Origin of the sequence: Streptococcus sp. 29892, assembly GCF_032594935.1 — a bacterium.
In the GTDB taxonomy this organism is placed as follows: domain Bacteria; phylum Bacillota; class Bacilli; order Lactobacillales; family Streptococcaceae; genus Streptococcus; species Streptococcus hyiners.
In genome coordinates this window covers 65,364-87,500 of the sequence record NZ_CP118734.1, presented here as the reverse complement: position 1 = coordinate 87,500, position 22,137 = coordinate 65,364, and the positions used below count along the sequence as shown (strand labels likewise).

The window sequence follows — 22,137 nt, the reverse complement described above, 5'->3', positions numbered from 1 at the left end:
CTCATACCGGCATTCTCACTTCTATGCGTTCCAGCACTCCTCACGGTATACCTTCTTCACACATAGAACGCTCTCCTACCATAACACCTAAGTGTTATCCACAGCTTCGGTAAATTGTTTTAGCCCCGGTACATTTTCGGCGCAGGGTCACTCGACTAGTGAGCTATTACGCACTCTTTGAATGAATAGCTGCTTCTAAGCTAACATCCTAGTTGTCTGTGCAACCCCACATCCTTTTCCACTTAACAATTATTTTGGGACCTTAGCTGGTGGTCTGGGCTGTTTCCCTTTCGACTACGGATCTTAGCACTCGCAGTCTGACTGCCGACCATAAATCTTTGGCATTCGGAGTTTATCTGAAATCAGTAAACCGAGATGGCCCCCTCATCCAAACAGTGCTCTACCTCCAAGATTCTTAATGTCGACGCTAGCCCTAAAGCTATTTCGGAGAGAACCAGCTATCTCCAAGTTCGTTTGGAATTTCTCCGCTACCCACAAGTCATCCAAGCACTTTTCAACGTGCCCTGGTTCGGTCCTCCAGTGCGTCTTACCGCACCTTCAACCTGCTCATGGGTAGGTCACATGGTTTCGGGTCTACGTCATGATACTAATGCGCCCTATTCAGACTCGGTTTCCCTACGGCTCCGTCTCTTCAACTTAACCTCGCATCATAACGTAACTCGCCGGTTCATTCTACAAAAGGCACGCTCTCACCCATTAACGGGCTCGAACTTGTTGTAGGCACACGGTTTCAGGTTCTATTTCACTCCCCTTCCGGGGTACTTTTCACCTTTCCCTCACGGTACTGGTTCACTATCGGTCACTAGAGAGTATTTAGGGTTGGGAGATGGTCCTCCCGGATTCCGACGAGATTTCGCGTGTCTCGCCGTACTCAGGATACTGCTAGGTATAAAGACTATTTCAAATACGAGGCTATTACTCTCTTTGGCCTACCTTCCCAGGTAGTTCTTCTATACTCTTTAAGTCCACATTGCAGTCCTACAACCCCGAAGAGTAAACTCTTCGGTTTGCCCTCCTGCCGTTTCGCTCGCCGCTACTAAGGCAATCGCTTTTGCTTTCTCTTCCTGCAGCTACTTAGATGTTTCAGTTCACTGCGTCTTCCTCTACACTACCTTAACAGTAGTGAGTGACAGGCATTACCTGCCGGGTTCCCCCATTCGGACACCCCTGGATCATTGCTTACTTACAGCTCCCCAAGGCATTTCGTCGTTAGTCACGTCCTTCATCGGCTTCTAGTGCCAAGGCATCCACCGTGCGCCCTTATTAACTTAACCTTATTAACCTAATTTTTTCAAAAATTAGAAAACTCATTAAATATTCACAGCGTTTTCGGTTTATTTTCTTGTTACTATTTCTTAATGTATCCTTGCAGATACATCAGGAATGTTTGATAGATATTCAATTTTCAATGGACAATTCCTTAACAACTTCCGTTGTTAATGGAGCCTAGCGGGATCGAACCGCTGACCTCCTGCGTGCAAAGCAGGCGCTCTCCCAGCTGAGCTAAGGCCCCACAAGACCTCTCAAAATTAAAGAAGATTAACGTACAGGTTCCGTTTCCTTAGAAAGGAGGTGATCCAGCCGCACCTTCCGATACGGCTACCTTGTTACGACTTCACCCCAATCATCTATCCCACCTTAGGCGGCTGGCTCCTAAAAGGTTACCTCACCGACTTCGGGTGTTACAAACTCTCGTGGTGTGACGGGCGGTGTGTACAAGGCCCGGGAACGTATTCACCGCGGCGTGCTGATCCGCGATTACTAGCGATTCCGACTTCATGTAGGCGAGTTGCAGCCTACAATCCGAACTGAGACTGGCTTTAAGAGATTAGCTTGTCGTCACCGACTTGCGACTCGTTGTACCAGCCATTGTAGCACGTGTGTAGCCCAGGTCATAAGGGGCATGATGATTTGACGTCATCCCCACCTTCCTCCGGTTTATTACCGGCAGTCTCGCTAGAGTGCCCAACTGAATGATGGCAACTAACAATAGGGGTTGCGCTCGTTGCGGGACTTAACCCAACATCTCACGACACGAGCTGACGACAACCATGCACCACCTGTCACCAGTGCTCCGAAGAGAAACCCTATCTCTAGGGCGGTCACTGGGATGTCAAGACCTGGTAAGGTTCTTCGCGTTGCTTCGAATTAAACCACATGCTCCACCGCTTGTGCGGGCCCCCGTCAATTCCTTTGAGTTTCAACCTTGCGGTCGTACTCCCCAGGCGGAGTGCTTAATGCGTTAGCTGCGGCACTGAGTCCCGGAAAGGACCCAACACCTAGCACTCATCGTTTACGGCGTGGACTACCAGGGTATCTAATCCTGTTCGCTCCCCACGCTTTCGAGCCTCAGCGTCAGTTACAGACCAGAGAGCCGCTTTCGCCACCGGTGTTCCTCCATATATCTACGCATTTCACCGCTACACATGGAATTCCACTCTCCCCTTCTGCACTCAAGTTTGACAGTTTCCAAAGCGTACTATGGTTAAGCCACAGCCTTTTACTTCAGACTTATCAAACCGCCTGCGCTCGCTTTACGCCCAATAAATCCGGACAACGCTCGGGACCTACGTATTACCGCGGCTGCTGGCACGTAGTTAGCCGTCCCTTTCTGGTAAGATACCGTCAAGTGAGAAACTTTCCACTCTTCTCACAGTTCTTCTCTTACAACAGAGCTTTACGATCCGAAAACCTTCTTCACTCACGCGGCGTTGCTCGGTCAGGGTTGCCCCCATTGCCGAAGATTCCCTACTGCTGCCTCCCGTAGGAGTCTGGGCCGTGTCTCAGTCCCAGTGTGGCCGATCACCCTCTCAGGTCGGCTATGTATCGAGGCCTTGGTGAGCCGTTACCCCACCAACTAGCTAATACAACGCAGGTCCATCTCATAGTGAAGCAGTTGCTCCTTTCAAGTATCTACCATGCGATAAATACTGTTATGCGGTATTAGCTATCGTTTCCAATAGTTATCCCCCGCTATGAGGCAGGTTACCTACGCGTTACTCACCCGTTCGCGACTCACTTATCTCGGTGGAGCAAGCTCCGGTGAAATAAGTGCGTTCCACTTGCATGTATTAGGCACGCCGCCAGCGTTCGTCCTGAGCCAGGATCAAACTCTCATTAAAAGTTTTGATTCAAACTCAAGCTATCACTAGCTTTCCGTTTTATTGTTTTTGTTCATTGACGATCTATCCTTAGATAAATCACCCTGCACGTTTGGTTCGTCTTCTTTAATTTTCAAAGGTCTTGTTCTTATCGCTCTTGCGCGACAACTATCTTAGTTTATCATTTCTTCAACTGCTTGTCAACACTTTTTTGAAACTTTTTTTATTTCTTTTTTTCAGTGTTGCGGCTCAGATTTGACAACTCAATTATTCTATCATCTTCATTTGACCTTGTCAACTACTTTTTGAAACTTTTTTCAAACGGTTAACAGGTTCTCTAAAAGACAACTCAATCATTCTATCATCTTCATTTCCTGTTGTCAACTCTTTTTGTAGATTTTTTGATGAAATAATGAAAACTGATAACCTAAAAAGATTATCAGTTGTTATCCTGTAAAGATAATAAGTATTTTTCTTCCCCCATAGCTCTGACTTTCAGACCTTCTGTCGCACATGTCACTAATTCTCTGGATAATTGCCCTACGATTTCTCGTTCTATTTTCGTAAGGTGTTTTACTGAGAATTGTTTACGAAGATGCTTGTAATCTCTTCCAAAACGGTCAAAGAAGTCTGTTTCTTCTAGTATTTTTTCAAATTTTTCTAAATTTACAAGCAACCCTAATTGAAAGGCAATCGGTGCAAATGTCTTATCAAATGGTTGTGTACAGATACTTCTGAATTCAATTGTGCCTCTTTTGGTCAATTCCTGGTAATGATACGAACGATGTGTTTTCAAATCGCTAGTAGTTGGAACAATTTCGTGTGACTGACCAGAGGTAGTCATAGCAGTTATTTTTTTCATTCTTAGAAAGTCTTCTACAGTGATAGGGGGGAAGTAATAACATTTTGCATCACGTTCAATATAGAAGATGGCCGTTTTTTTCTGAAACTCAAGGTAATCTGTTTCTGTATTGAAATCCTCTGGATATACCCCGACATTATCCTCTATCAAACCATGCATAGAGGATTCCCAAAAATAATCTCGACTTATTGTCCAATCTTCACGCTCGGCAAATTCAGAATTCGCAAAAAGGAAGGCCTTGACAGCTTCAATCTTATTAAATCCATTTATAACCCGTAGATAGTTTTCACGTGATACATCAAATTGAACCTGGTTGCCACAAATAAAACCCGCATAATCCACATAGGGATGCATATGAGGGTGATTTTCAGCCAATCTTAAATAAGCCATAAGCATCTTATAACGATCTGTAGCTACTGGTCTGTGGTCATTTAGTTTCCAATTTGGATTGATTCCCACTCCCTGCAATTCATGATGGTACAAGCCTAAAAAACGCTGAATTTGGTCAAAATATACTCCGAAACGCTTTTCTACATCCTGAATGTATCTTGCCTTTGCAAATGCAAACTCAAGTGTATTATAAGTTACTTCAAAGAGAATCAAATCACCTTCCATACCAACGATTTCTATCGGGCACCCATCCTCATCAAGCTTCTCTACATTAAACTCTTTTTTTCCGAAAGATAGACCATTAAATCTTTAGCAACTTTTATTGATGTCTGTTCTCCATTTTTATTGACAATTGGATATTCAAGTTCAATGCCAATAAATAATTCTGGATCATCCTTCATTTTGGAAAGATAGTGTTCTTTAAAGAAGTTAGTAATTTCAGCCATGTATCCTCCATTCGTTCTTTAAAGGGCTCTATAATTTCTGTAGTGGGTAAAACCACCATGGAGATTGTGGAGCCTTTTGGAGTGTAGAAAAAAGTCCCATATGACCTATAATGAAAAGCGACTAAACAACTCATTAGAAAGGGTTCATATGGAACAACTAAATCTTATCACAAATTTTCTCAGAATTAAAGACAAAAATATTACTATCTCTAATGAATATGACCTGGGAACTCACTTAGAACTCCACGGTCACTTGGATTACACAGCCCCTAAATGCCCAAAATGCAAGGGACAAATGGCAAAATACGACTTCCAGAAGGCCTCCAAAATTCCCTACCTAGAAACTGCTGGCTATCCCTTACTTATCCGCCTTAGAAAGCGTCGTTTCAAGTGCAAGGAATGTGGGAAAATAGCGGTCGCTGAAACTCCTCTTGTCAAGAAGAACCACCAAATCGCTGTCGCAGTTAACCAGAAGATCGCTCAATTACTCATCGAAAATCAAGCAATGACACATATCGCACACAGGCTATCCATCTCAACATCATCAGTTATTCGAAAACTAAATGAGTTCAAGTTTGAAACGGATTGGAACAAGCTTCCAGAAGTCATGTCCTGGGACGAGTATGCCTTCAAGAAGGGGAAGATGAGCTTTATCGCACAAGATTTCAACTCCCTGAATGTCATAACCATTCTGGACGGAAGAACTCAAGCAACCATTCGAAACCACTTTCTGCGCTATCCTAGAAAGGTTAGAAATCGGGTCAAAGTCATTACCATGGATATGTTTAGTCCCTACTACAAATTGGCTAGACAACTATTTCCAAACGCCAAGATTGTACTCGACCGCTTTCATATCGTGCAACACCTTAGTCGTGCTATGAACCGTGTCCGTATTCAAATTATGAACCAACTTGATAGAAAATCGCAGGAATACCGAGCCTTGAAACGCTACTGGAAATTGATACAACAGGATAGTCGTAAACTCAGCGATAAACGATTTTATCGCCCTATGTTTCGGATGCATTTAACCAACAAGGAAATTCTAGAAAAACTCCTATCCTACTCAGATGAGCTCCGACAGCACTATGAACTCTATCAATTTCTCTTGTTCCATTTCCAAGAGAAAAATTCAGATCATTTCTTCAGTCTCATCGAACAGGAAATAGCCTCTGTTAATCCTATTTTCCAGACGGTATTTAAGACATTTCTAAAGGATAAAGACAAGGTTTTAAACGCCATGGAATTGCCTTATTCCAATGCCAAACTGGAAGCTACCAACAATCTCATCAAAGTCATTAAGAGAAATGCCTTTGGTTTTAGGAACTTTGAAAACTTTAGAAAACGCATTTTGATTGCTTTGAACATAAAGAAAGAGAGAACGAATTTCGTCCTCTCTAGGTGTTAGCTTTTCATCTACCCACTACAGTTGACAAAGAGCCCTTTAAAGTATATCAAATTTTATGCAAAAATAAAACGCCTGCTTACGAAATTATTCTACATTAGAGTAATTTCGTAAACAAGCGTCCAATCAATATGATGAGTGTTACCGCTGGGATGAACCCAGCGGTAGACCAGAGCTAGACTAAGGATTTGAAACAAATCCCATCATCATAACACTCAACAAAATTGATGATCTTATACAAGTTCGATAATTGCCATTGGGGCAGCATCACCACGACGTGGTTCAGTTTTGAGGATACGAGTATATCCACCATTGCGTTCTGCATAACGAGGTGCAATCTCAGAGAACAATTTTTGAAGAGCTGTAGTAGCTGTGTACTTATCAGTTGCTTCATCATAGTTTTCAGATGCGATTTCGTTACGAACAAATGCAGCAGCTTGACGACGTGCGTGCAAGTCACCACGTTTACCAAGTGTGATCATTTTTTCAACTGTTTTACGGATTTCTTTAGCACGAGCTTCAGTTGTAACGATTGATTCGTTGATCAAAAGGTCAGTTGTCAAATCGCGCAACATTGCTTTACGTTGTGAGCTAGTGCGTCCTAGTTTACGGTATGCCATGATTTCCTCCTATATTATTTATCTTTCTTCAATCCTAGACCTAAGTCAGCCAATTTAACCTTGACTTCTTCAAGACTCTTACGACCAAGATTGCGCACTTTCATCATTTCTGGCTCAGTTTTTTCTGTCAAATCAAATACAGTATTGATGCCTGCACGTTTTAAACAGTTGTATGAGCGAACCGATAGGTCCAATTCCTCAATCGTACGATCAAGCATACGGTCGTCAGACGTTACTTCAGTTTCCTTCATTACTTCTGCAGATTTAGCAACTTCAGTCAAATCTGTAAATAGACCAAGGTGCTCCATCAAAATACGAGCTGAAAGACCTAAAGCATCTTCTGGAATAATTGTACCATTTGTATTGATTTCAAGTGTTAATTTGTCAAATCCATCATTGCTACCAACGCGAGCTGGTTCAACCTGATAGTTGACTTTTGTCACCGGCGTATAGATTGAATCCACCGCAAGTGTTCCCACTGGTGCATCATCTTTTTTATTACCTTCAGCTGGCACATAACCACGACCCGAATTAACAGTCAAGGTAGCTCTGAAGCTTGCGCCTTCAGCAATAGTGAAAAGATAATGATCTGGGTTAATAATTTCAATGTCACTGTCAGTAAGAATATCCCCTGCTGTTACTTCAGCTGGACCTACTACATCAAGTTCAATCGTCTTTTCGTCTTCGACATAAGATTTTACAGCAATGCCTTTGATGCTAAGAATAATTTGCATAACATCTTCACGGACACCTGGAACTGTGTCGAATTCGTGGAGTACGCCATCAATTTTAATTGATGTTACTGCAGCACCTGGAAGTGAAGCAAGAAGTACACGACGAAGAGAGTTACCAAGAGTTGTTCCATAACCACGTTCTAGCGGTTCGATGACAAATCTGCCGTAATCTTTTTTTTCATCAATTTTTGTTATTGTTGGTTTTTCAAACTCAATCATTTCTTACTCCCTCTTAAACGAAAAGCTGTGTATGGTATGTATGATTATACACGGCGACGTTTTGGAGGACGAGCACCATTGTGTGGTACAGGAGTCACATCACGAATTGCTGTTACTTCAAGACCAGCGGCAGCAAGAGCGCGGATAGCAGACTCACGACCTGAACCTGGGCCTTTAACGGTAACTTCAACTGTTTTAAGACCGTGTTCTTGTGCAGATTTAGCAGCAGCTTCTGAAGCCATTTGAGCCGCGAATGGTGTAGATTTACGAGAACCTTTGAAACCAAGAGCACCAGCTGATGACCAAGCAATAGCGTTACCATGCACATCAGTAATCATAACAATAGTGTTATTAAATGTTGCGTGAATATGTGCAATACCAGATTCGATATTCTTTTTCACACGACGTTTACGTGTTGGTTTAGCCAATTTTTCTACCTCCTATTTTATTTTTTCTTACCTGCGATCGCAACAGCTTTACCTTTACGAGTGCGGGCATTGTTTTTAGTGTTTTGTCCACGGACAGGAAGTCCACGACGGTGACGGATACCACGGTATGAACCGATTTCCATCAAACGTTTGATGTTCAAGTTAACTTCACGACGAAGGTCACCTTCAACTTTGATTGCATCAACTTCGCGACGAATAGCGTCTTCTTGATCCGGTGTCAAATCTTTTACGCGAACATCTTCTGAAATACCTGCTGCTGCAAGAATTTTCTTAGAAGTTGCGAGACCGATACCATAAACATAAGTCAATGAAATAACTACACGTTTGTCATTTGGAATGTCAACTCCAGCAATACGAGCCATGTTTTCTCCTTTCTATTTCTTAACCTTGACGTTGCTTGTGTTTAGGGTTTGCTGGGCAAATCACCATAACACGACCATTACGACGAATGACTTTGCAGTATTCGCAAATTGGTTTGACCGATGGTCTTACTTTCATGTCTAATCCCTCCAAGTATTTCGACTATTTAAAGCGGTATGTGATACGTCCACGTGTCAAGTCGTATGGACTAAGCTCAACAGTTACGCGGTCACCGACCAAAATACGAATGTAGTTCTTACGGATTTTACCAGAAACAGTTGCAAGGACTTGGTGTCCATTTTCCAACTCAACAGTAAACATAGCATTCGGCATTGTATCAACTACTTTGCCTTCAATTTCAATCACATCTTCTTTTGCCATGCAAAAGTAACCCCTCTCTAAATATCGATTTGATGCCCTCTGAACACAGAGGTAACAATTATAAGTCAGACTAGGCTATTTTATCACTTTTGGTGGAAAAATGCAAGCCAAATCTATTAAGTTTATTGCAATTTTGATAGCACAGTATCAATTGCTTGGAAAACAAGTTCGATGTCTTGGTCACCTTCAATATCATGCACCAATCCTTTGGCACGATAGTGTTCGATAATCGGTTGACCTTGTGCAATGTTTACTTCTAAACGGCGTTTAACAGATTCTGGCTTATCATCTTCACGTTGGTAGAAATCTTCCTCTTTGTAATCCCCAACTGGTGGATTGAATACCTTGTGGAAGGTTTCACCTGTTTCCTTATGAATGATGCGGCCACTTAGACGCTCAATCAATTTTGATGGATCAATATCAATGTTGATTACTCCTTGCAATTCAATACCCAAATCCGCCAAGTTTGCATCTAGTGCATGGGCTTGTTCGATAGTACGTGGGTAACCGTCCAACAAGAAACCTTTTTCTTTAATATCATCTTGAACCAAGCGCTCTTTGACAATGCCATTAGTAACTTCATCTGGTACTAAATCGCCCTTGTCAATATAAGACTTAGCCAAAACCCCCATCTCAGTCTGATTCGCCATCGCTGCGCGGAACATATCGCCAGTAGAAATATGAGCAACATTAAATTTCTCTACAATCTTAGCTGCCTGTGTCCCCTTACCAGCACCTGGTAAACCCATAATTAAAAGATTCATGACAAACTCCTTATTTTGTTTTCACATAAATTTGCCAACATTGACAAACTTATCTAAAAACAAAATAGAAGGTTGACGAGGTCAACCTATATTCTATTCTGTAATTTCCAAGAAACCTACATATTTTCTCTTTAGAAGGTAGCCTTCCAACTGCTTAATACCTTCGATACTTGTTGAAATCAAGATGATCAAACTTGTACCCAAGAAAGCAATATTCGAAGAAAGCCCAAAGAGATTTTGTGCAAGAATTGGTAGCAAGGCGATAAAGCTTAAGAATAGTGCGCCAATCGCAGCTAATCGCTTCAGCAATTTAGACAAGAATTGCTCTGTCCCATTTCCAGGCCGTACGCCGTGGATATAGGCAGCACTCTTTTGTAAACTTTCTGCAGTTTTTTCAGGATTAACCTGAACGAATGTATAGAAGAAAGTAAACAAGATAATCAAACTTGCGTAAACAATCATTCCTTTGACAGTTGAATAATCAAAGTATTCTTGAACTGCCATTAACCAACCTGCACTTCTATTCTGACTTGCAAAATATTGAATCAAAGAAGTTGGAACTGCAGTAATGGAACCTGCAAAGATAACGGGAATAACTCCTGCTGGATTCAATTTTAGGGGCAAGTAAGAACTAGAAGGCGCACCTTGAGCACGTTTTGTGTATTGAATTGGTAGTTTATACTCAGCTTGTTGTACAAATGTCGTAAAGTAAATCACAAAAAGTATCAAGACAATCAATGCTGCAACAAAAATCGCAGATTGTCCCAGACGACTCGATTCAATATTAACAAAACGGTCGATGTAAATCTCATAAAAAGTTCCTGGCAAGGATGAAATGATACCTGCAAAGATAATCATTGATGTCCCATTACCGTAGCCTTTTTCAGAAATTTGTTCTCCTAACCAAGTAACAATAACTGAACCAGTTGTTAAAATGGAACCAATTAACAAATAAGTTTGCCAGTTAAGTGGCATATTTGTTAATTTTGCACCTGATAGAGCATTGAAACCTGCTGTGATACCGATAGACTGAACAAACGCCAACACCAAAGAGATGTATCGAGTCGCTTGATTTAACTTCCGTCGACCAACTTCACCCTGTTTTCCCCATTCTACAAATTTGGGTAAGATATCCATTTGTAAGAGTTGAACAATGATAGAAGCTGTAATATATGGGCTAACCCCTAGCGCAAAGACCGAAAAATTTCGCATTGCATTACCAGAAACCAGACTCAACATGTTCAAAAATGGCACATTTGACAAGGCTTCAAGACTTTTTGCATTTACTCCTGGCACTGTAATATGAGTACCGATTCGGAAAACCAAAAGGATAAAAATGGTAAATAGAATTTTACTACGCACCAATTTTATTTTCAAGGCATCCTTTAAAAGTTTAAAAAACATAGGCTGTCACCTCTTAGATGACTTCTACTGAGCCACCTTTAGAAGTGATTGCTTCTTCAGCTGATTTAGAGAATTTAGCAGCCTTAACTGTCAATTTCTTCGTCAATTCGCCGTTACCAAGGATTTTGATACCTGATTTTTCAGCTTTAACAATACCAGCTTCGATAAGTACAACTGGTGTTACTTCAGCACCATCTTCAAAAGCGTTCAATTGATCAAGGTTAACGATTGCGTATTCTTTAGCGTTGATGTTTGTAAATCCACGTTTTGGAAGACGACGGAACAATGGAGTTTGTCCACCCTCAAAACCTGGACGAACACCGCCACCGCTACGAGCTTTTTGACCTTTTTGACCACGGCCAGAAGTTTTACCGTTACCTGATGATGTACCACGACCTACACGGTTGCGGACTTTACGAGAACCTGTAGCAGGTTGCAATTCATGAAGTTTCATTACTTATTTTCTCCTCTTTTATATGCTAGCGCCTGTGGAATACAAGAGTCTTTATCCACAAACTCGCTTATTTTATTAAATTGACTAGAAGTCGCAAAGAATTTTCTATGCGACTTAGCCATTTGTTATTTTACTTAACTTCTTCTACAGTTACCAAGTGAGAGATAGCGTTAACCATACCAAGGATAGCTGGGTTATCTTCTTTAACAACTGAAGAGTTCAATTTACCAAGTCCAAGTGCAACAACTGTTTTACGTTGTTCTGGTTTGCGACCGATTGGAGACTTAGTCAAAGTGATTTTAATTTGAGCCATGAGTATCTCCTTTCTTATGCTAAATCAGAAACTGAGATGCCACGAAGTGCAGCGACTTCTTCAGCACGTTTCAATTGTTTCAAACCTTCAACTGTTGCGCGAACGATGTTGATTGGTGTGTTTGAACCAAGTGACTTAGAAGTCACATCTGCGATACCTGCCAATTCGATTACGGCACGAGTTGCACCACCGGCAGCAACCCCAGAACCTTCTGAAGCAGGTTTCAACAATACACGAGCTCCTCCAAATTCTGAACGAACTTCGTGAGGAATTGTTGTACCAACCATTGGTACTTCAATCATGTTTTTCTTAGCAGATTCAACTGCTTTACGGATAGCTTCTGGTACTTCTTGAGCTTTACCAGTACCGAAACCTACGCGACCGTTACGGTCACCAACAACCACAAGAGCTGCGAAACGAAGACGACGTCCACCTTTAACAACTTTTGTAACACGGTTGATGGCTACTACGCGTTCTTCAATTTCAACTGCGTTATCTTTGAATGCCATTTCTTAGTGTCCTCCCTATTAGAATTTCAATCCGTTTTCACGAGCTGATTCAGCCAAAGCTTTCACACGTCCGTGATAGAGATATCCACCGCGGTCAAAGACCACTTCAGAAATACCTTTAGCTACCGCGCGTTCAGCAACGAGTTTACCTACAACAACAGCTTGTTCTGTCTTAGTACCTTTTGAAACTTCTTTATCAAGAGTAGAAGCGCTTGCGAGCGTTACACCCGCTACGTCATCAATCACTTGAGCGTAGATGCCTGTATTAGAACGGAAAATGTTCAAACGTGGGCGAGCAGCAGTTCCAGAGATTTTACCGCGAACGCGACGGTGGCGTTTTTGGCGGATTTTGTTTTTATCTGGTTTTGAAATCACAATATTCACCTCTTAATGTATGATTCTGTTTCTTGCGAAACAATTTGAGAAATAGTCAGCCAGGTGGCTCAGCCACCTCAGCAAGCTATTATTTACCTGTTTTACCTTCTTTACGGCGAACGAATTCACCAACGTAGCGGATACCTTTACCTTTGTACGGCTCAGGAGCGCGAAGGCTACGGATGTAAGCTGCTGTTTGACCAACAACTTCTTTGTTGATACCAGACACGATGATTTGTGTTGGTGTTGGAACTTCAAATGTGATACCTTCTGGTGCAACCACTTCATCTGGGTGTGATTTACCAACAGCAAGTGTCAATTTGTTACCAGCCAATTGAGCACGGTAACCGACACCACGCATTTCAAGTTCTTTTTTGAAGCCTTCAGAAACACCAACAACCATGTTGTTGAGGTTAGCACGGCTAGTACCGTGAATAGTCTTCATTTCTTTTGAATCGTTTGGACGGTGAAGAGTAACTTCTGTACCTTCCACACGGATTTCAATAGCAGTTGGGAATTCACGAGTCAATTCCCCTTTAGGTCCTTTTACAGTTACCAAGCCGTTGTTTTGAGCAAGCTCAACACCAGCAGGCAATGTAATTACTTTATTACCAATACGTGACATATTTTTAATTCTCCTGTTAAATTATCAGGCCGTCAAGCGACCAGTTTTCACGGGGGCTCATTTAAACACGGACAATAGCCCGTGTTCGATTGAGCAGGTTACATGATACTAAATAATCAGTAAGTCTGATTTGAACACGCACGAAGAACTGGTCCTCTCACGTTTATATCATGCTTTTAGGTTTCAATTTCTAAATGTGGCAAGGCAGAGCGACGCAAACCATACTTGAGTATGTCAAGACGCTCTAACACAGGCACATGACGAAATTGGAAGCTAAAAGATTACCAAACGTATGCGATAACCTCACCACCAACGTTCTTTTGACGAGCTTGTTTGTCAGTCAAAAGACCTTCTGATGTTGAGATGATTGCGATACCAAGTCCGTTAAGAACTTTTGGAATATCTTCACGTTTTGAGTAAACACGAAGACCTGGTTTTGAAACGCGTTTCAAGTTAGTGATAACTTTTTCACCGTTTGGTCCGTATTTCAAGAATACGCGGATGATGCCTTGTTTGTCATCTTCGATGAATTCTACGTTTTTTACAAAACCTTCGTTTTTAAGGATTGTAGCAATACCTTTTTTGATGTTTGATGCAGGAACTTCAAGCACTTCGTGTTTTGCTTGGTTAGCGTTACGAATACGTGTCAAAAAATCTGCAATTGGGTCAGTCATAACCATTTGTTGTTTCTCCTCTTACTAGCAGTTTGATTAAATCACTTGCTAGTTAATGATGTCCTTACGGACAAGTGATATGTGTATATAGAATAAGTTGCTAGTCCTATACAAGTCTAGGAAACACTTTGCAGGCAGCACTAGCGTACGGCAAGAAGTGCTGACGACGAATTGCAACGGAATAGCAAGTTATTCTTACCAAGAAGCTTTTGTTACGCCAGGAATTTGTCCAAGGTAAGCCAAGTCGCGGAAGCATACACGGCACAATTTGAATTTGCGGTAAACTGAGTGTGGACGTCCACATTTTTCACAGCGTGTGTAAGCTTGTGTAGAGAACTTAGCTGGGCGTTTGTTCTTAGCGATCATTGATTTTTTAGCCATTTATTCTCTCCCTCTTATTTTGCAAACGGCATACCAAGGCCAGTAAGCAATGCACGTGATTCTTCGTCAGTGTTAGCAGTTGTAACGATAACGATATCCATACCGCGAGTTTTATCAACATCGTCGAAGTTGATTTCTGGGAAGATCAATTGCTCTTTCACACCAAGTGTGTAGTTACCACGTCCGTCGAATGACTTAGTTGGTACACCGTGGAAGTCACGTACACGTGGAAGTGAAACTGTAACCAATTTGTCCAAGAACTCATACATACGTTCGCCACGAAGAGTTACTTTCGCACCGATCGCAACACCCTCACGAAGACGGAAGCCGGCGATTGATTTCTTAGCTTTAGTGATAAGTGGTTTTTGACCTGAGATCAAAGCCAATTCTTGAGCAGCTTTCTCAAGGTTTTTAGCGTTAGAAACAGCGTCACCAACACCCATGTTCAAAACGATCTTATCAACTTTTGGCACAGCCATAACTGAAGAATAGTTAAATTGTTCAGTCAAAGCAGGAACTACTTCATTAAGATATTTTTCTTTTAAACGATTTGCCATTATACTTCTCCTTTCCTTCGTGATTAATCAAGCACTTCGCCTGATTTTTTGTTGTAGCGAACTTTTTTGCCATCTACAAACTTGTAACCAACGCGTCCTGCAACACCATTTTTGTCAAGAACTTGAACGTTTGACACATGGATTGGAGCTTCTTTTTCAACGATAGCACCTTGAGGGTTTTCGCTGTTTGGTTTTTGGTGTTTCTTAACGATGTTAACACCTTCAACAATAACTTTGTTTACTTTTGGAAGTGCTGTTACGACAAGAGCTTCAACGCCTTTGTCTTTACCAGCGATTACGCGAACTTTATCGCCTTTTTTTACAAACATTTGATTTCTCCTATGATTTCTTACGCCCTAATGGGCACCCTGGTTAGTAATTTAACCAGGGGACTTAGTTTGTTTTCTAGTTTACTAAATCCGTCACAGACTTCGTTAGTTTGTTTTGATGTACCCAAGTACTATCTGCAACAAACTGCCTAGTCTGTGACAAATTTCCTAAAACTATCTGATTAAAGTACTTCTGGTGCCAATGAAACGATTTTCATGAAACCGCCATCACGCAATTCGCGTGCCACTGGGCCAAAGATACGAGTTCCGCGAGGGTTTTTATCTTCACGGATGATAACTGCAGCATTCTCATCGAATTTGATGTATGAACCATCAGCACGACGAGCACCTGTCTTAGTACGAACGATAACGGCTTTAACAACGTCACCTTTTTTAACCGCACCACCAGGAGTAGCTTGTTTTACTGAAGCAACGATGATGTCGCCGATGTTCGCGAATTTACGTCCTGAACCACCAAGAACTTTGATTGTCAAGATTTCACGTGCGCCACTGTTGTCAGCAACTTTCAAACGAGTTTCTGTTTGAATCATGTCAATTTTCTCCTTTCAGGTTGATTAAATGATAACTGCCTCTTCCACAACTTCTACAAGACGGAAACGTTTTGTAGCTGAAAGTGGGCGAGTTTCCATGATACGAACGATATCGCCTTCTTTAGCAACATTGTTTTCATCATGAGCTTTGTACTTTTTAGAGTAGTTAATACGTTTACCATAGACTGGGTGGTTACGTTTTGTTTCAACTACAACTGTGATTGTTTTGTCCATTTTGTCAGATACTACGCGTCCAACAAGAACTTTACGATTATTGCGTTCCATTGAAATTCTCCTTTCCCAATCTATTATTTAGTTTCAGATTGCACAGTTTTGATACGTGCAATTTGTTTCTTCACTTCGTTCAAACGAGCAGTTTGCTCAAGTTGACCAGCAGCAGCTTGGAAACGAAGTTCGAAGAGTTCTTTCTTCAATTCGTTTTCTTTCTTAGCAAGTTCTTCTTGAGAAAGGCCACGAAGTTCTTTTACAAAATCTTTAATTTCTTGAAGTTTCATGTCTTCTCCTTATTCTGCTTCACGTTTTACGAATTTAACTTTAACTGGCAATTTGTGACCAGCAAGGCGGAATGCTTCACGTGCGATTTCTTCAGAAACGCCAGCTACTTCAAACATAACCTTACCGCGTTTAACTGGAGCTACCCAACCTTCAGGAGCACCTTTACCAGAACCCATACGTACACCGATAGCTTTAGCAGTGTATGATTTGTGTGGGAAGATCTTAATCCAAACTTTACCACCACGTTTCATGTAACGCGTCATAGCGATACGGGCAGCTTCGATTTGGCGGTTTGTAATCCATGAGCTAGTAGTTGCTTGAAGACCGTATTGACCAAAGTCTACTTGTTTTCCACCTTTAGCTTCACCGCGCATTTTTCCACGGAATTCACGACGGTGTTTTACACGTTTAGGTACTAACATTTGTTATTTACCTCCTTTAGTGTTTTTACGAGCTGGAAGAACTTCACCACGGTAGATCCATACTTTAATACCAAGTTTACCGTAAGTTGTCAAAGCTTCTTCCCAAGCGTAGTCGATATCCGCACGAAGTGTATGAAGAGGAACAGTTCCTTCTGAGTAGCCTTCTGCACGGGCAATATCAGCACCGTTCAAACGACCAGAAACTTGTGTTTTGATACCTTTTGCACCAGCGCGCATTGCACGTTGGATAGCTTGTTTTTGAGCACGGCGGAATGCCACACGTTGCTCCAATTGACGAGCGATTGACTCACCAACAAGGTGTGCATCCAAATCAGGTTGTTTGATTTCGATGATGTTGATGTGTACTTGCTTACCAGTCAATTTGTTCAATTGAGCACGAAGTGCATCAACGTTGCTACCAGCTTTACCGATAACCATACCTGGTTTAGCAGTGTGGATAGAAACGATAACTTTGTTTACAGCACGTTCGATTTCGATTGTTGATGTTGACGCATCAGCCAATTCTTTTTTGATAAAGTTGCGGATTGCAAGATCTTCATGAAGGTAATCCGCGTATTCTTTTTCAGCATACCATTTAGCATCCCAATCACGGATGATGCCAACACGCATACCAATTGGATGTACTTTTTGACCCACGTTTTTACCTCCTTATTTCTCTGCCACAACTACAGTGATGTGAGCTGTGCGTTTGTTGATTGGTGAAGCAGAACCTTTCGCACGTGGACGGAAACGTTTCAACGTTGGTCCTTCGTTTGCGAATGCTTCGCTGACTACCAAGTTAGCTTTTTCCAAACCAAAGTTGTTTTCAGCGTTAGCGATTGCTGAGTTCAAAACTCCCTCGATAATGCCTGCAGCTTTGTTTGGTGTGAATTTCAAGATTGCGATTGCGTCTGCTACGCTTTTGCCACGGATGTTATCCAAGACAAGACGTGATTTACGAGGTGAAACACGTACTGTGCGAGCAGTTGCTTTAGCTGAAGTAATTTCTGCCATTGTGTTTTCCTCCTAAATTATTTACGACGAGTTTTCTTGTCGTCAGCAGCATGACCTTTGTAAGTACGAGTTGGTGCAAATTCACCAAGTTTGTGACCTACCATGTCTTCTTGAATGTATACAGGTACGTGTTTACGTCCATCGTAAACTGCGATTGTATAACCGATGAAACTTGGGAAGATCGTTGAACGACGTGACCAAGTTTTAATTACTTTTTTCTTTTCGTCGTTTGCTTGAGCTTCAACTTTTTTCATCAAATGCTCATCGACGAAAGGTCCTTTTTTAAGACTACGTCCCATTTTAGTGTTTTCTCCTTTAAAATATGTACCACAGCGGCTTGCCCGCTTTGCGGGCTACCGAGTTGGCGGATGATATAGAATGCTATGCAACTAAGAATAGATTATTTTTGGTTGCGACGACGAACGATAAGTTTGTCAGATTTAGCTTTCTTGTTACGAGTTTTCAAACCAAGAGCTGGTTTACCCCATGGTGTAGATGGTGCTTTACGACCAACTGGTGCTTTACCTTCACCACCACCGTGTGGGTGATCGTTAGGGTTCATTACAGAACCGCGAACTGTTGGACGGATACCTTTCCAACGGCTACGACCTGCTTTACCAAGGTTAACAAGGCCATGTTGTTCGTTACCTACAGTACCAACAGTAGCACGGCAAGTACCAAGGATCATCCGAACTTCACCTGATTGAAGGCGAACAAGAACGTATTTACCTTCTTGACCAAGAACCTGTGCAGATGCACCAGCAGCACGAACCAACTCACCACCGCGACCTGGTTTCAACTCGATGTTGTGAACAACAGTACCGACTGGGATGTTTGCAAGTGGAAGTGCGTTACCAACTTTGATATCTGCTTCTGGACCTGAAACGATGCGTTGACCAACTTCAAGACCTTTAGGTGCAATGATGTAAGCTTTAACACCGTCTGTGTAGTGTACAAGAGCGATGTTTGCTGAACGGTTTGGATCGTACTCGATAGTTTTAACGATTGCTTCAACGCCATCTTTGTTACGTTTGAAGTCTACCAAACGGTAGAAACGTTTGTGACCGCCACCTTGGTGACGAACAGTGATGCGACCGTTGTTGTTACGACCAGCTTTGCTCTTCAAAGCAACAAGCAAGCTTTTTTCTGGAGTGCTTGTTGTGATTTCAGCGAAGTCCAAAGAAGTCATGTTACGACGGCCATTTGTCGTTGGTTTATAAACTTTAATACCCACGTTAATTCCTCCTTTGATTATTCAGCGTCAGCTGTAGCGAACAATTCGATCGCTTTTGAATCAGCAGCCAATGTGATGATTGCTTTTTTCACTTTGTTTGTGCGACCTACATAACGACCTACTCGTTTTGTTTTAGGTTTCACGTTGATTGTGTTAACATTTGCAACTTTAACACCCTCGAATGCAGCTTCAACAGCTTGCTTGATCAAGAGTTTGTGTGCACGAGTGTCAACTTCAAATACATACTTGCCTGCTTCGAGTTGGCCCATTGAGCTTTCTGTGATGACAGGTTTTTTGATAACATCATACAAATTCATTATGCAAGAACCTCCTCAATTTTAGAGATAGCTGCTTGAGTTACAAGAAGTTTGTCTGCATTTGCGATGTCAAGTACGCTTGCAGTTGTTGCAGTTGCAACTTTAACTCCTGGGATGTTACGAGCAGAAAGAGCTGCGAATTCGTTGCCTTCTTCAAGAATAACAAGGACTTTAGAATCAATGCTCAATGCTGCAAGTACTTTTGCAAATTCAGCAGTTTTTGGAGCTGTGAATTCAAGTGAGTTAACAGCTACAAATTTGTTTTCAGCAACTTTTTCTGAGTAAACAGATTTAAGTGCCAAGCGACGAACTTTTTGTGGAAGTTTGTACGCGTATGAACGTGGAGTTGGTCCGAAGACGACGCCACCGCCACGCCATTGTGGTGAACGGATAGAACCTTGACGAGCACGTCCAGTTCCTTTTTGACGCCATGGTTTGCGTCCGCCACCTGAGACTGCTGAACGGTTTTTAACTGCGTGAGTACCTTGACGAAGGCTAGCACGTTGGCTGATGATCACATCAAATACAACTGCTTGGTTTGGCTCGATACCAAAAATCGCATCGTTAAGAACTACTTCACCAGCTTGTTTACCAGTTTGGTCAAATAATGTTACGTTTGCCATTTCGACTGATTTCCCCTTTCCTTATTATTTACCAGCTTTAACTGCTGACTTGATAGTGATAAGAGATTTCTTAGCACCTGGTACGTTACCTTTGATAAGGATAACGTTCTTTTCTGGAACAACTTGTACAACTTCAAGGTTTTGAATTGTTACACGGTTGCCGCCCATGCGACCTGCAAGGTTTTTACCTTTGAATACACGGTTAGGTGCAACAGGACCCATAGAACCTGGACGACGGTGGTAACGAGAACCGTGAGCCATAGGACCACGTGATTGACCATGGCGTTTGATAACACCTTGGAAACCTTTACCTTTAGATGTACCAGTTACATCAACAACATCACCAGCTGCGAAAGTTTCAACTGTAATTTCTTGTCCAACTTCCAAGCCTTCAATGTTTTTGAATTCACGAATGAAGCGCTTAGGAGCTGTGTTAGCTTTAGCTACATGGCCTTTGGCAGGTTTGTTGCTCAATACTTCGCGTTTGTCATCAAAACCAACTTGAACTGCTGCATAACCATCAGTTTCAACTGTTTTCACTTGAAGAACAACGTTTGGAGTTGCTTCGATGACAGTAACAGGGATAAATTCACCAGATTCAGTGAAGATTTGAGTCATTCCCACTTTTTTCCCTAAGATTCCTTTTGTCATGAGAAAAATATTCCTTTTCTTATTTTGTATTAAAAAGTTTTTAACGAGCGTTTTTCATGCTCAAACCAAGATACAAAGGGCGTCAAACTCAAAGTGAAAATAGGAAACTTGACGAAGAAACTTCTGTTTCTAGGAAAGTTTATCTTTTTCACACGGAGTTTAGCCCGTGTTCAATTATGAACACTTGCTTTTAGCCTACCTTGTTACTTGATTACAATTTGATTTCTACGTTTACACCACTTGGAAGATCCAATTTCATCAAAGCATCAACTGTTTTTTGAGTTGGGTTGATGATGTCGATCAAACGTTTGTGTGTACGCATTTCGAACTGCTCACGAGAATCTTTGTACTTGTGAGTCGCACGGATGATTGTGTAGAGGCTACGTTCAGTTGGAAGCGGAACTGGACCTGCTACTTGAGCACCTGTACGAGTTGCAGTTTCAACGATTTTTGCAGCTGCTGTATCAAGTGTACGGTGTTCGTACGCTTTCAAGCGGATGCGGATTTTTTTGTTTGCCATCTTTTTCTCCTTTTCGTCTATTTAAGATAATAGGCTAGCTCCACAAGAAAACCAACACGTGTTGCGTGGCAATGCAACCGAGCGTGTCGCAACCTCTTGCATCAAAGCTACAGCCGTAATTTTTACGGCACTAGAACATTCTATCAAATTATATTGTGCATTGCAAGAGTTTTTACTTAAAAATTTAAAAATCCCAAAACTTCTGTTTTGGGAGGCGGTTCGTATATTTTATCGCCATTATTCTTATAGCATTAGTAGAAAACAATCATCGAAAGTCCTTTAAATGTTCTTGTAAATCTCTAAGCATATTCTTACGACCATTGAAACTCTGACCACTAATTAGTTTTTCATAATTTTCCAATTGGTCCATGGACAAATTTTTCCGATAATCTCTCAAGGCACCTCTCAACAACAATAGCTCGTCATTGACTAAACCTGGCGATTGTATTACTTGTGATAGTTCATGTATGTCTTCATGAGGCATTCGGTCAAACTTGCGCTTTTTACTTTCCTGTCTGCGAACATAGTCCTTAATCCGATTTCTGAATTTAACCTTGAAATAACAATACAACTGGGCTCTTTCCCCAATCAACCATGGTTGATCCTCCAATAATTCAAACAAGGTTATCATGCCTTCCTGCTCCCAGTCATCTCTGTCCCACAGTTTGATATAAAACTCTTTACGAGCTTTGTTAACAATTCCTTTTACGCTATCATACATCTTTTCAAATTCCATCATCCTATCTCCTTTGTTTGATGGTTTAAGTTTATCGAAAAGAGCTAACTTTCTACAGGACATTTTTGTCTACTAACTTAGTAAATATGATTTATCAATTGTATTTTATTGTAAGTTGGCCATTATTAAATCCAATTCTTCTTTGATTTTAGTGTTATTTTTATGAGCTTCCATAAGAAAAAA

Annotated in this window: 31 protein-coding genes, 1 tRNA gene, 2 rRNA genes and 1 pseudogene (1 of these 35 cut by a window edge); 1 reads left to right on the top strand and 34 read right to left on the bottom strand. The window is 41.6% G+C overall.

Going from position 1 to position 22,137, the window contains the following annotated elements; translation table 11 throughout:
- The 4 genes and pseudogenes from PW220_RS00555 to PW220_RS00540 form a co-directional block, all read right to left on the bottom strand.
- A 23S ribosomal RNA gene (locus tag PW220_RS00555) occupies nt 1-1,295 on the bottom strand (it extends 1,608 nt beyond the left edge of the window).
- A gap of 166 nt (nt 1,296-1,461) precedes the next feature.
- Nucleotides 1,462-1,534, bottom strand: a tRNA-Ala gene (locus PW220_RS00550).
- Nucleotides 1,535-1,586: 52 nt separating this feature from the next.
- Nucleotides 1,587-3,143, bottom strand: a 16S ribosomal RNA gene (locus PW220_RS00545).
- The 16S and 23S rRNA genes sit together here with 1 tRNA gene alongside, the layout of an rRNA operon.
- Before the next feature lie 418 nt (nt 3,144-3,561).
- Nucleotides 3,562-4,820, bottom strand: a pseudogene (locus tag PW220_RS00540) (glutamate--cysteine ligase family protein).
- Between the two features lie 148 nt (nt 4,821-4,968).
- Here PW220_RS00540 and PW220_RS00535 point away from each other — a divergent pair.
- A complete protein-coding gene (locus tag PW220_RS00535) occupies nt 4,969-6,225 on the top strand; it encodes an ISL3 family transposase (protein WP_192873108.1) in 1,257 nt (418 codons plus the stop codon).
- A 230-nt stretch (nt 6,226-6,455) separates the two neighbouring features.
- Here PW220_RS00535 and rplQ read toward each other — a convergent pair whose 3' ends face one another.
- The 30 genes from rplQ to PW220_RS00385 all read right to left on the bottom strand — a co-directional run bounded on the left by rplQ (nt 6,456) and on the right by PW220_RS00385 (nt 21,957).
- Entirely contained in the window at nt 6,456-6,842 is a 387-nt protein-coding gene (rplQ, locus tag PW220_RS00530; protein ID WP_024532345.1) for a 50S ribosomal protein L17, read from the bottom strand.
- 14 nt (nt 6,843-6,856) lie between these two features.
- Entirely contained in the window at nt 6,857-7,795 is a 939-nt protein-coding gene (locus PW220_RS00525; RefSeq protein WP_105118192.1) for a DNA-directed RNA polymerase subunit alpha, read from the bottom strand.
- 44 nt (nt 7,796-7,839) lie between these two features.
- Nucleotides 7,840-8,223, bottom strand: coding sequence for a 30S ribosomal protein S11 (gene rpsK, locus PW220_RS00520; RefSeq protein ID WP_004195509.1), 384 nt, complete (start codon nt 8,221-8,223; stop codon nt 7,840-7,842).
- 17 nt (nt 8,224-8,240) lie between these two features.
- Nucleotides 8,241-8,606, bottom strand: a complete 366-nt coding sequence (rpsM, locus tag PW220_RS00515; RefSeq protein WP_099832346.1) for a 30S ribosomal protein S13 — start codon at nt 8,604-8,606, stop codon at nt 8,241-8,243.
- 19 nt (nt 8,607-8,625) lie between these two features.
- Complete coding sequence (gene rpmJ, locus PW220_RS00510) at nt 8,626-8,742, bottom strand: 50S ribosomal protein L36 (protein ID WP_001808836.1); 117 nt, start codon at nt 8,740-8,742, stop codon at nt 8,626-8,628.
- A 24-nt stretch (nt 8,743-8,766) separates the two neighbouring features.
- Nucleotides 8,767-8,985 carry a translation initiation factor IF-1 gene (gene infA, locus PW220_RS00505; RefSeq protein ID WP_002936627.1) on the bottom strand — a complete coding sequence of 73 codons (219 nt, stop codon included), beginning with the start codon at nt 8,983-8,985 and terminating at the stop codon, nt 8,767-8,769.
- Between the two features lie 122 nt (nt 8,986-9,107).
- Nucleotides 9,108-9,749, bottom strand: a complete 642-nt coding sequence (locus tag PW220_RS00500) for an adenylate kinase (RefSeq protein WP_105125508.1) — start codon at nt 9,747-9,749, stop codon at nt 9,108-9,110.
- Between the two features lie 93 nt (nt 9,750-9,842).
- Nucleotides 9,843-11,153, bottom strand: a complete 1,311-nt coding sequence (secY, locus tag PW220_RS00495; protein WP_172050312.1) for a preprotein translocase subunit SecY — start codon at nt 11,151-11,153, stop codon at nt 9,843-9,845.
- Nucleotides 11,154-11,166: 13 nt separating this feature from the next.
- The gene (gene rplO / locus PW220_RS00490; protein WP_002936637.1) at nt 11,167-11,607 is read right to left on the bottom strand and encodes a 50S ribosomal protein L15; all 441 of its coding nucleotides are present in this window, start codon (nt 11,605-11,607) and stop codon (nt 11,167-11,169) included.
- Nucleotides 11,608-11,737: 130 nt separating this feature from the next.
- Nucleotides 11,738-11,920 carry a 50S ribosomal protein L30 gene (rpmD, locus tag PW220_RS00485; protein ID WP_002936638.1) on the bottom strand — a complete coding sequence of 61 codons (183 nt, stop codon included), beginning with the start codon at nt 11,918-11,920 and terminating at the stop codon, nt 11,738-11,740.
- A 14-nt stretch (nt 11,921-11,934) separates the two neighbouring features.
- Complete coding sequence (gene rpsE, locus PW220_RS00480; RefSeq protein WP_002936639.1) at nt 11,935-12,429, bottom strand: 30S ribosomal protein S5; 495 nt, start codon at nt 12,427-12,429, stop codon at nt 11,935-11,937.
- Between the two features lie 18 nt (nt 12,430-12,447).
- Nucleotides 12,448-12,804, bottom strand: a complete 357-nt coding sequence (gene rplR / locus PW220_RS00475) for a 50S ribosomal protein L18 (RefSeq protein ID WP_002936641.1) — start codon at nt 12,802-12,804, stop codon at nt 12,448-12,450.
- Between the two features lie 88 nt (nt 12,805-12,892).
- Nucleotides 12,893-13,429, bottom strand: a complete 537-nt coding sequence (rplF, locus tag PW220_RS00470) for a 50S ribosomal protein L6 (protein ID WP_172091334.1) — start codon at nt 13,427-13,429, stop codon at nt 12,893-12,895.
- A 281-nt stretch (nt 13,430-13,710) separates the two neighbouring features.
- A complete protein-coding gene (gene rpsH, locus PW220_RS00465; protein WP_002936647.1) occupies nt 13,711-14,109 on the bottom strand; it encodes a 30S ribosomal protein S8 in 399 nt (132 codons plus the stop codon).
- Nucleotides 14,110-14,298: 189 nt separating this feature from the next.
- Entirely contained in the window at nt 14,299-14,484 is a 186-nt protein-coding gene (locus PW220_RS00460; protein ID WP_002936651.1) for a type Z 30S ribosomal protein S14, read from the bottom strand.
- 14 nt (nt 14,485-14,498) lie between these two features.
- Entirely contained in the window at nt 14,499-15,041 is a 543-nt protein-coding gene (rplE, locus tag PW220_RS00455; RefSeq protein ID WP_002936653.1) for a 50S ribosomal protein L5, read from the bottom strand.
- A gap of 23 nt (nt 15,042-15,064) precedes the next feature.
- Complete coding sequence (rplX, locus tag PW220_RS00450; RefSeq protein ID WP_014637292.1) at nt 15,065-15,370, bottom strand: 50S ribosomal protein L24; 306 nt, start codon at nt 15,368-15,370, stop codon at nt 15,065-15,067.
- Between the two features lie 182 nt (nt 15,371-15,552).
- Entirely contained in the window at nt 15,553-15,921 is a 369-nt protein-coding gene (gene rplN, locus PW220_RS00445) for a 50S ribosomal protein L14 (protein WP_002936658.1), read from the bottom strand.
- Nucleotides 15,922-15,945: 24 nt separating this feature from the next.
- Nucleotides 15,946-16,206: a 30S ribosomal protein S17 gene (gene rpsQ / locus PW220_RS00440; protein ID WP_000440801.1), complete on the bottom strand. Its 261-nt coding sequence runs from the start codon at nt 16,204-16,206 to the stop codon at nt 15,946-15,948.
- Between the two features lie 23 nt (nt 16,207-16,229).
- A complete protein-coding gene (gene rpmC / locus PW220_RS00435) occupies nt 16,230-16,436 on the bottom strand; it encodes a 50S ribosomal protein L29 (protein ID WP_002936659.1) in 207 nt (68 codons plus the stop codon).
- 9 nt (nt 16,437-16,445) lie between these two features.
- Entirely contained in the window at nt 16,446-16,859 is a 414-nt protein-coding gene (gene rplP / locus PW220_RS00430) for a 50S ribosomal protein L16 (protein ID WP_002936660.1), read from the bottom strand.
- Between the two features lie 3 nt (nt 16,860-16,862).
- Complete coding sequence (gene rpsC / locus PW220_RS00425) at nt 16,863-17,516, bottom strand: 30S ribosomal protein S3 (RefSeq protein WP_044689746.1); 654 nt, start codon at nt 17,514-17,516, stop codon at nt 16,863-16,865.
- Between the two features lie 12 nt (nt 17,517-17,528).
- Nucleotides 17,529-17,873, bottom strand: a complete 345-nt coding sequence (gene rplV, locus PW220_RS00420; protein WP_002936662.1) for a 50S ribosomal protein L22 — start codon at nt 17,871-17,873, stop codon at nt 17,529-17,531.
- 17 nt (nt 17,874-17,890) lie between these two features.
- Nucleotides 17,891-18,172 (bottom strand): 30S ribosomal protein S19, encoded by a 282-nt coding sequence (rpsS, locus tag PW220_RS00415; RefSeq protein ID WP_000533766.1) that lies wholly within the window; start codon nt 18,170-18,172, stop codon nt 17,891-17,893.
- A gap of 101 nt (nt 18,173-18,273) precedes the next feature.
- A complete protein-coding gene (gene rplB, locus PW220_RS00410; protein WP_002936663.1) occupies nt 18,274-19,107 on the bottom strand; it encodes a 50S ribosomal protein L2 in 834 nt (277 codons plus the stop codon).
- A gap of 17 nt (nt 19,108-19,124) precedes the next feature.
- A complete protein-coding gene (locus tag PW220_RS00405) occupies nt 19,125-19,424 on the bottom strand; it encodes a 50S ribosomal protein L23 (RefSeq protein ID WP_004195491.1) in 300 nt (99 codons plus the stop codon).
- On the bottom strand, nt 19,424-20,047 hold the full coding sequence (gene rplD / locus PW220_RS00400; protein ID WP_004195490.1) for a 50S ribosomal protein L4: 624 nt from the start codon (nt 20,045-20,047) through the stop codon (nt 19,424-19,426). Before rplD ends, PW220_RS00405 begins: the two co-directional genes overlap by 1 nt.
- Nucleotides 20,048-20,071: 24 nt before the next feature.
- Nucleotides 20,072-20,698, bottom strand: coding sequence for a 50S ribosomal protein L3 (rplC, locus tag PW220_RS00395; protein ID WP_011921686.1), 627 nt, complete (start codon nt 20,696-20,698; stop codon nt 20,072-20,074).
- A gap of 211 nt (nt 20,699-20,909) precedes the next feature.
- Nucleotides 20,910-21,218 carry a 30S ribosomal protein S10 gene (gene rpsJ, locus PW220_RS00390; RefSeq protein WP_002939332.1) on the bottom strand — a complete coding sequence of 103 codons (309 nt, stop codon included), beginning with the start codon at nt 21,216-21,218 and terminating at the stop codon, nt 20,910-20,912.
- A 265-nt stretch (nt 21,219-21,483) separates the two neighbouring features.
- Nucleotides 21,484-21,957 (bottom strand): sigma-70 RNA polymerase sigma factor region 4 domain-containing protein, encoded by a 474-nt coding sequence (locus PW220_RS00385; protein ID WP_238139119.1) that lies wholly within the window; start codon nt 21,955-21,957, stop codon nt 21,484-21,486.
- Nucleotides 21,958-22,137: the final 180 nt, after the last annotated feature.

What these genes read in the sequence shown, in the direction of transcription:
- secY (WP_172050312.1), bottom strand. Translation starts at nt 11,153, where the DNA reads ATGTTTTTTAAACTTTTAAAGGATGCCTTGAAAATAAAATTGGTGCGT.
- rplN (WP_002936658.1), bottom strand. Translation starts at nt 15,921, where the DNA reads ATGATTCAAACAGAAACTCGTTTGAAAGTTGCTGACAACAGTGGCGCA.
- rpsM (WP_099832346.1), bottom strand. Translation starts at nt 8,606, where the DNA reads ATGGCTCGTATTGCTGGAGTTGACATTCCAAATGACAAACGTGTAGTT.
- rplC (WP_011921686.1), bottom strand. Translation starts at nt 20,698, where the DNA reads ATGACAAAAGGAATCTTAGGGAAAAAAGTGGGAATGACTCAAATCTTC.
- PW220_RS00535 (WP_192873108.1), top strand. Translation starts at nt 4,969, where the DNA reads ATGGAACAACTAAATCTTATCACAAATTTTCTCAGAATTAAAGACAAA.
- PW220_RS00500 (WP_105125508.1), bottom strand. Translation starts at nt 9,749, where the DNA reads ATGAATCTTTTAATTATGGGTTTACCAGGTGCTGGTAAGGGGACACAG.
- rpmJ (WP_001808836.1), bottom strand. Translation starts at nt 8,742, where the DNA reads ATGAAAGTAAGACCATCGGTCAAACCAATTTGCGAATACTGCAAAGTC.
- rpsH (WP_002936647.1), bottom strand. Translation starts at nt 14,109, where the DNA reads ATGGTTATGACTGACCCAATTGCAGATTTTTTGACACGTATTCGTAAC.
- rplO (WP_002936637.1), bottom strand. Translation starts at nt 11,607, where the DNA reads ATGAAACTTCATGAATTGCAACCTGCTACAGGTTCTCGTAAAGTCCGC.
- infA (WP_002936627.1), bottom strand. Translation starts at nt 8,985, where the DNA reads ATGGCAAAAGAAGATGTGATTGAAATTGAAGGCAAAGTAGTTGATACA.
- rpmD (WP_002936638.1), bottom strand. Translation starts at nt 11,920, where the DNA reads ATGGCTCAAATTAAAATCACTTTGACTAAGTCTCCAATCGGTCGCAAA.
- rplV (WP_002936662.1), bottom strand. Translation starts at nt 17,873, where the DNA reads ATGGCAGAAATTACTTCAGCTAAAGCAACTGCTCGCACAGTACGTGTT.
- PW220_RS00525 (WP_105118192.1), bottom strand. Translation starts at nt 7,795, where the DNA reads ATGATTGAGTTTGAAAAACCAACAATAACAAAAATTGATGAAAAAAAA.
- PW220_RS00385 (WP_238139119.1), bottom strand. Translation starts at nt 21,957, where the DNA reads ATGATGGAATTTGAAAAGATGTATGATAGCGTAAAAGGAATTGTTAAC.
- rpsJ (WP_002939332.1), bottom strand. Translation starts at nt 21,218, where the DNA reads ATGGCAAACAAAAAAATCCGCATCCGCTTGAAAGCGTACGAACACCGT.
- rpsE (WP_002936639.1), bottom strand. Translation starts at nt 12,429, where the DNA reads ATGGCATTCAAAGATAACGCAGTTGAAATTGAAGAACGCGTAGTAGCC.
- rplE (WP_002936653.1), bottom strand. Translation starts at nt 15,041, where the DNA reads ATGGCAAATCGTTTAAAAGAAAAATATCTTAATGAAGTAGTTCCTGCT.
- PW220_RS00460 (WP_002936651.1), bottom strand. Translation starts at nt 14,484, where the DNA reads ATGGCTAAAAAATCAATGATCGCTAAGAACAAACGCCCAGCTAAGTTC.
- rplF (WP_172091334.1), bottom strand. Translation starts at nt 13,429, where the DNA reads ATGTCACGTATTGGTAATAAAGTAATTACATTGCCTGCTGGTGTTGAG.
- rplP (WP_002936660.1), bottom strand. Translation starts at nt 16,859, where the DNA reads ATGTTAGTACCTAAACGTGTAAAACACCGTCGTGAATTCCGTGGAAAA.
- rplX (WP_014637292.1), bottom strand. Translation starts at nt 15,370, where the DNA reads ATGTTTGTAAAAAAAGGCGATAAAGTTCGCGTAATCGCTGGTAAAGAC.
- rplD (WP_004195490.1), bottom strand. Translation starts at nt 20,047, where the DNA reads ATGGCAAACGTAACATTATTTGACCAAACTGGTAAACAAGCTGGTGAA.
- PW220_RS00405 (WP_004195491.1), bottom strand. Translation starts at nt 19,424, where the DNA reads ATGAATTTGTATGATGTTATCAAAAAACCTGTCATCACAGAAAGCTCA.
- rpmC (WP_002936659.1), bottom strand. Translation starts at nt 16,436, where the DNA reads ATGAAACTTCAAGAAATTAAAGATTTTGTAAAAGAACTTCGTGGCCTT.
- rplQ (WP_024532345.1), bottom strand. Translation starts at nt 6,842, where the DNA reads ATGGCATACCGTAAACTAGGACGCACTAGCTCACAACGTAAAGCAATG.
- rpsQ (WP_000440801.1), bottom strand. Translation starts at nt 16,206, where the DNA reads ATGGAACGCAATAATCGTAAAGTTCTTGTTGGACGCGTAGTATCTGAC.
- rpsS (WP_000533766.1), bottom strand. Translation starts at nt 18,172, where the DNA reads ATGGGACGTAGTCTTAAAAAAGGACCTTTCGTCGATGAGCATTTGATG.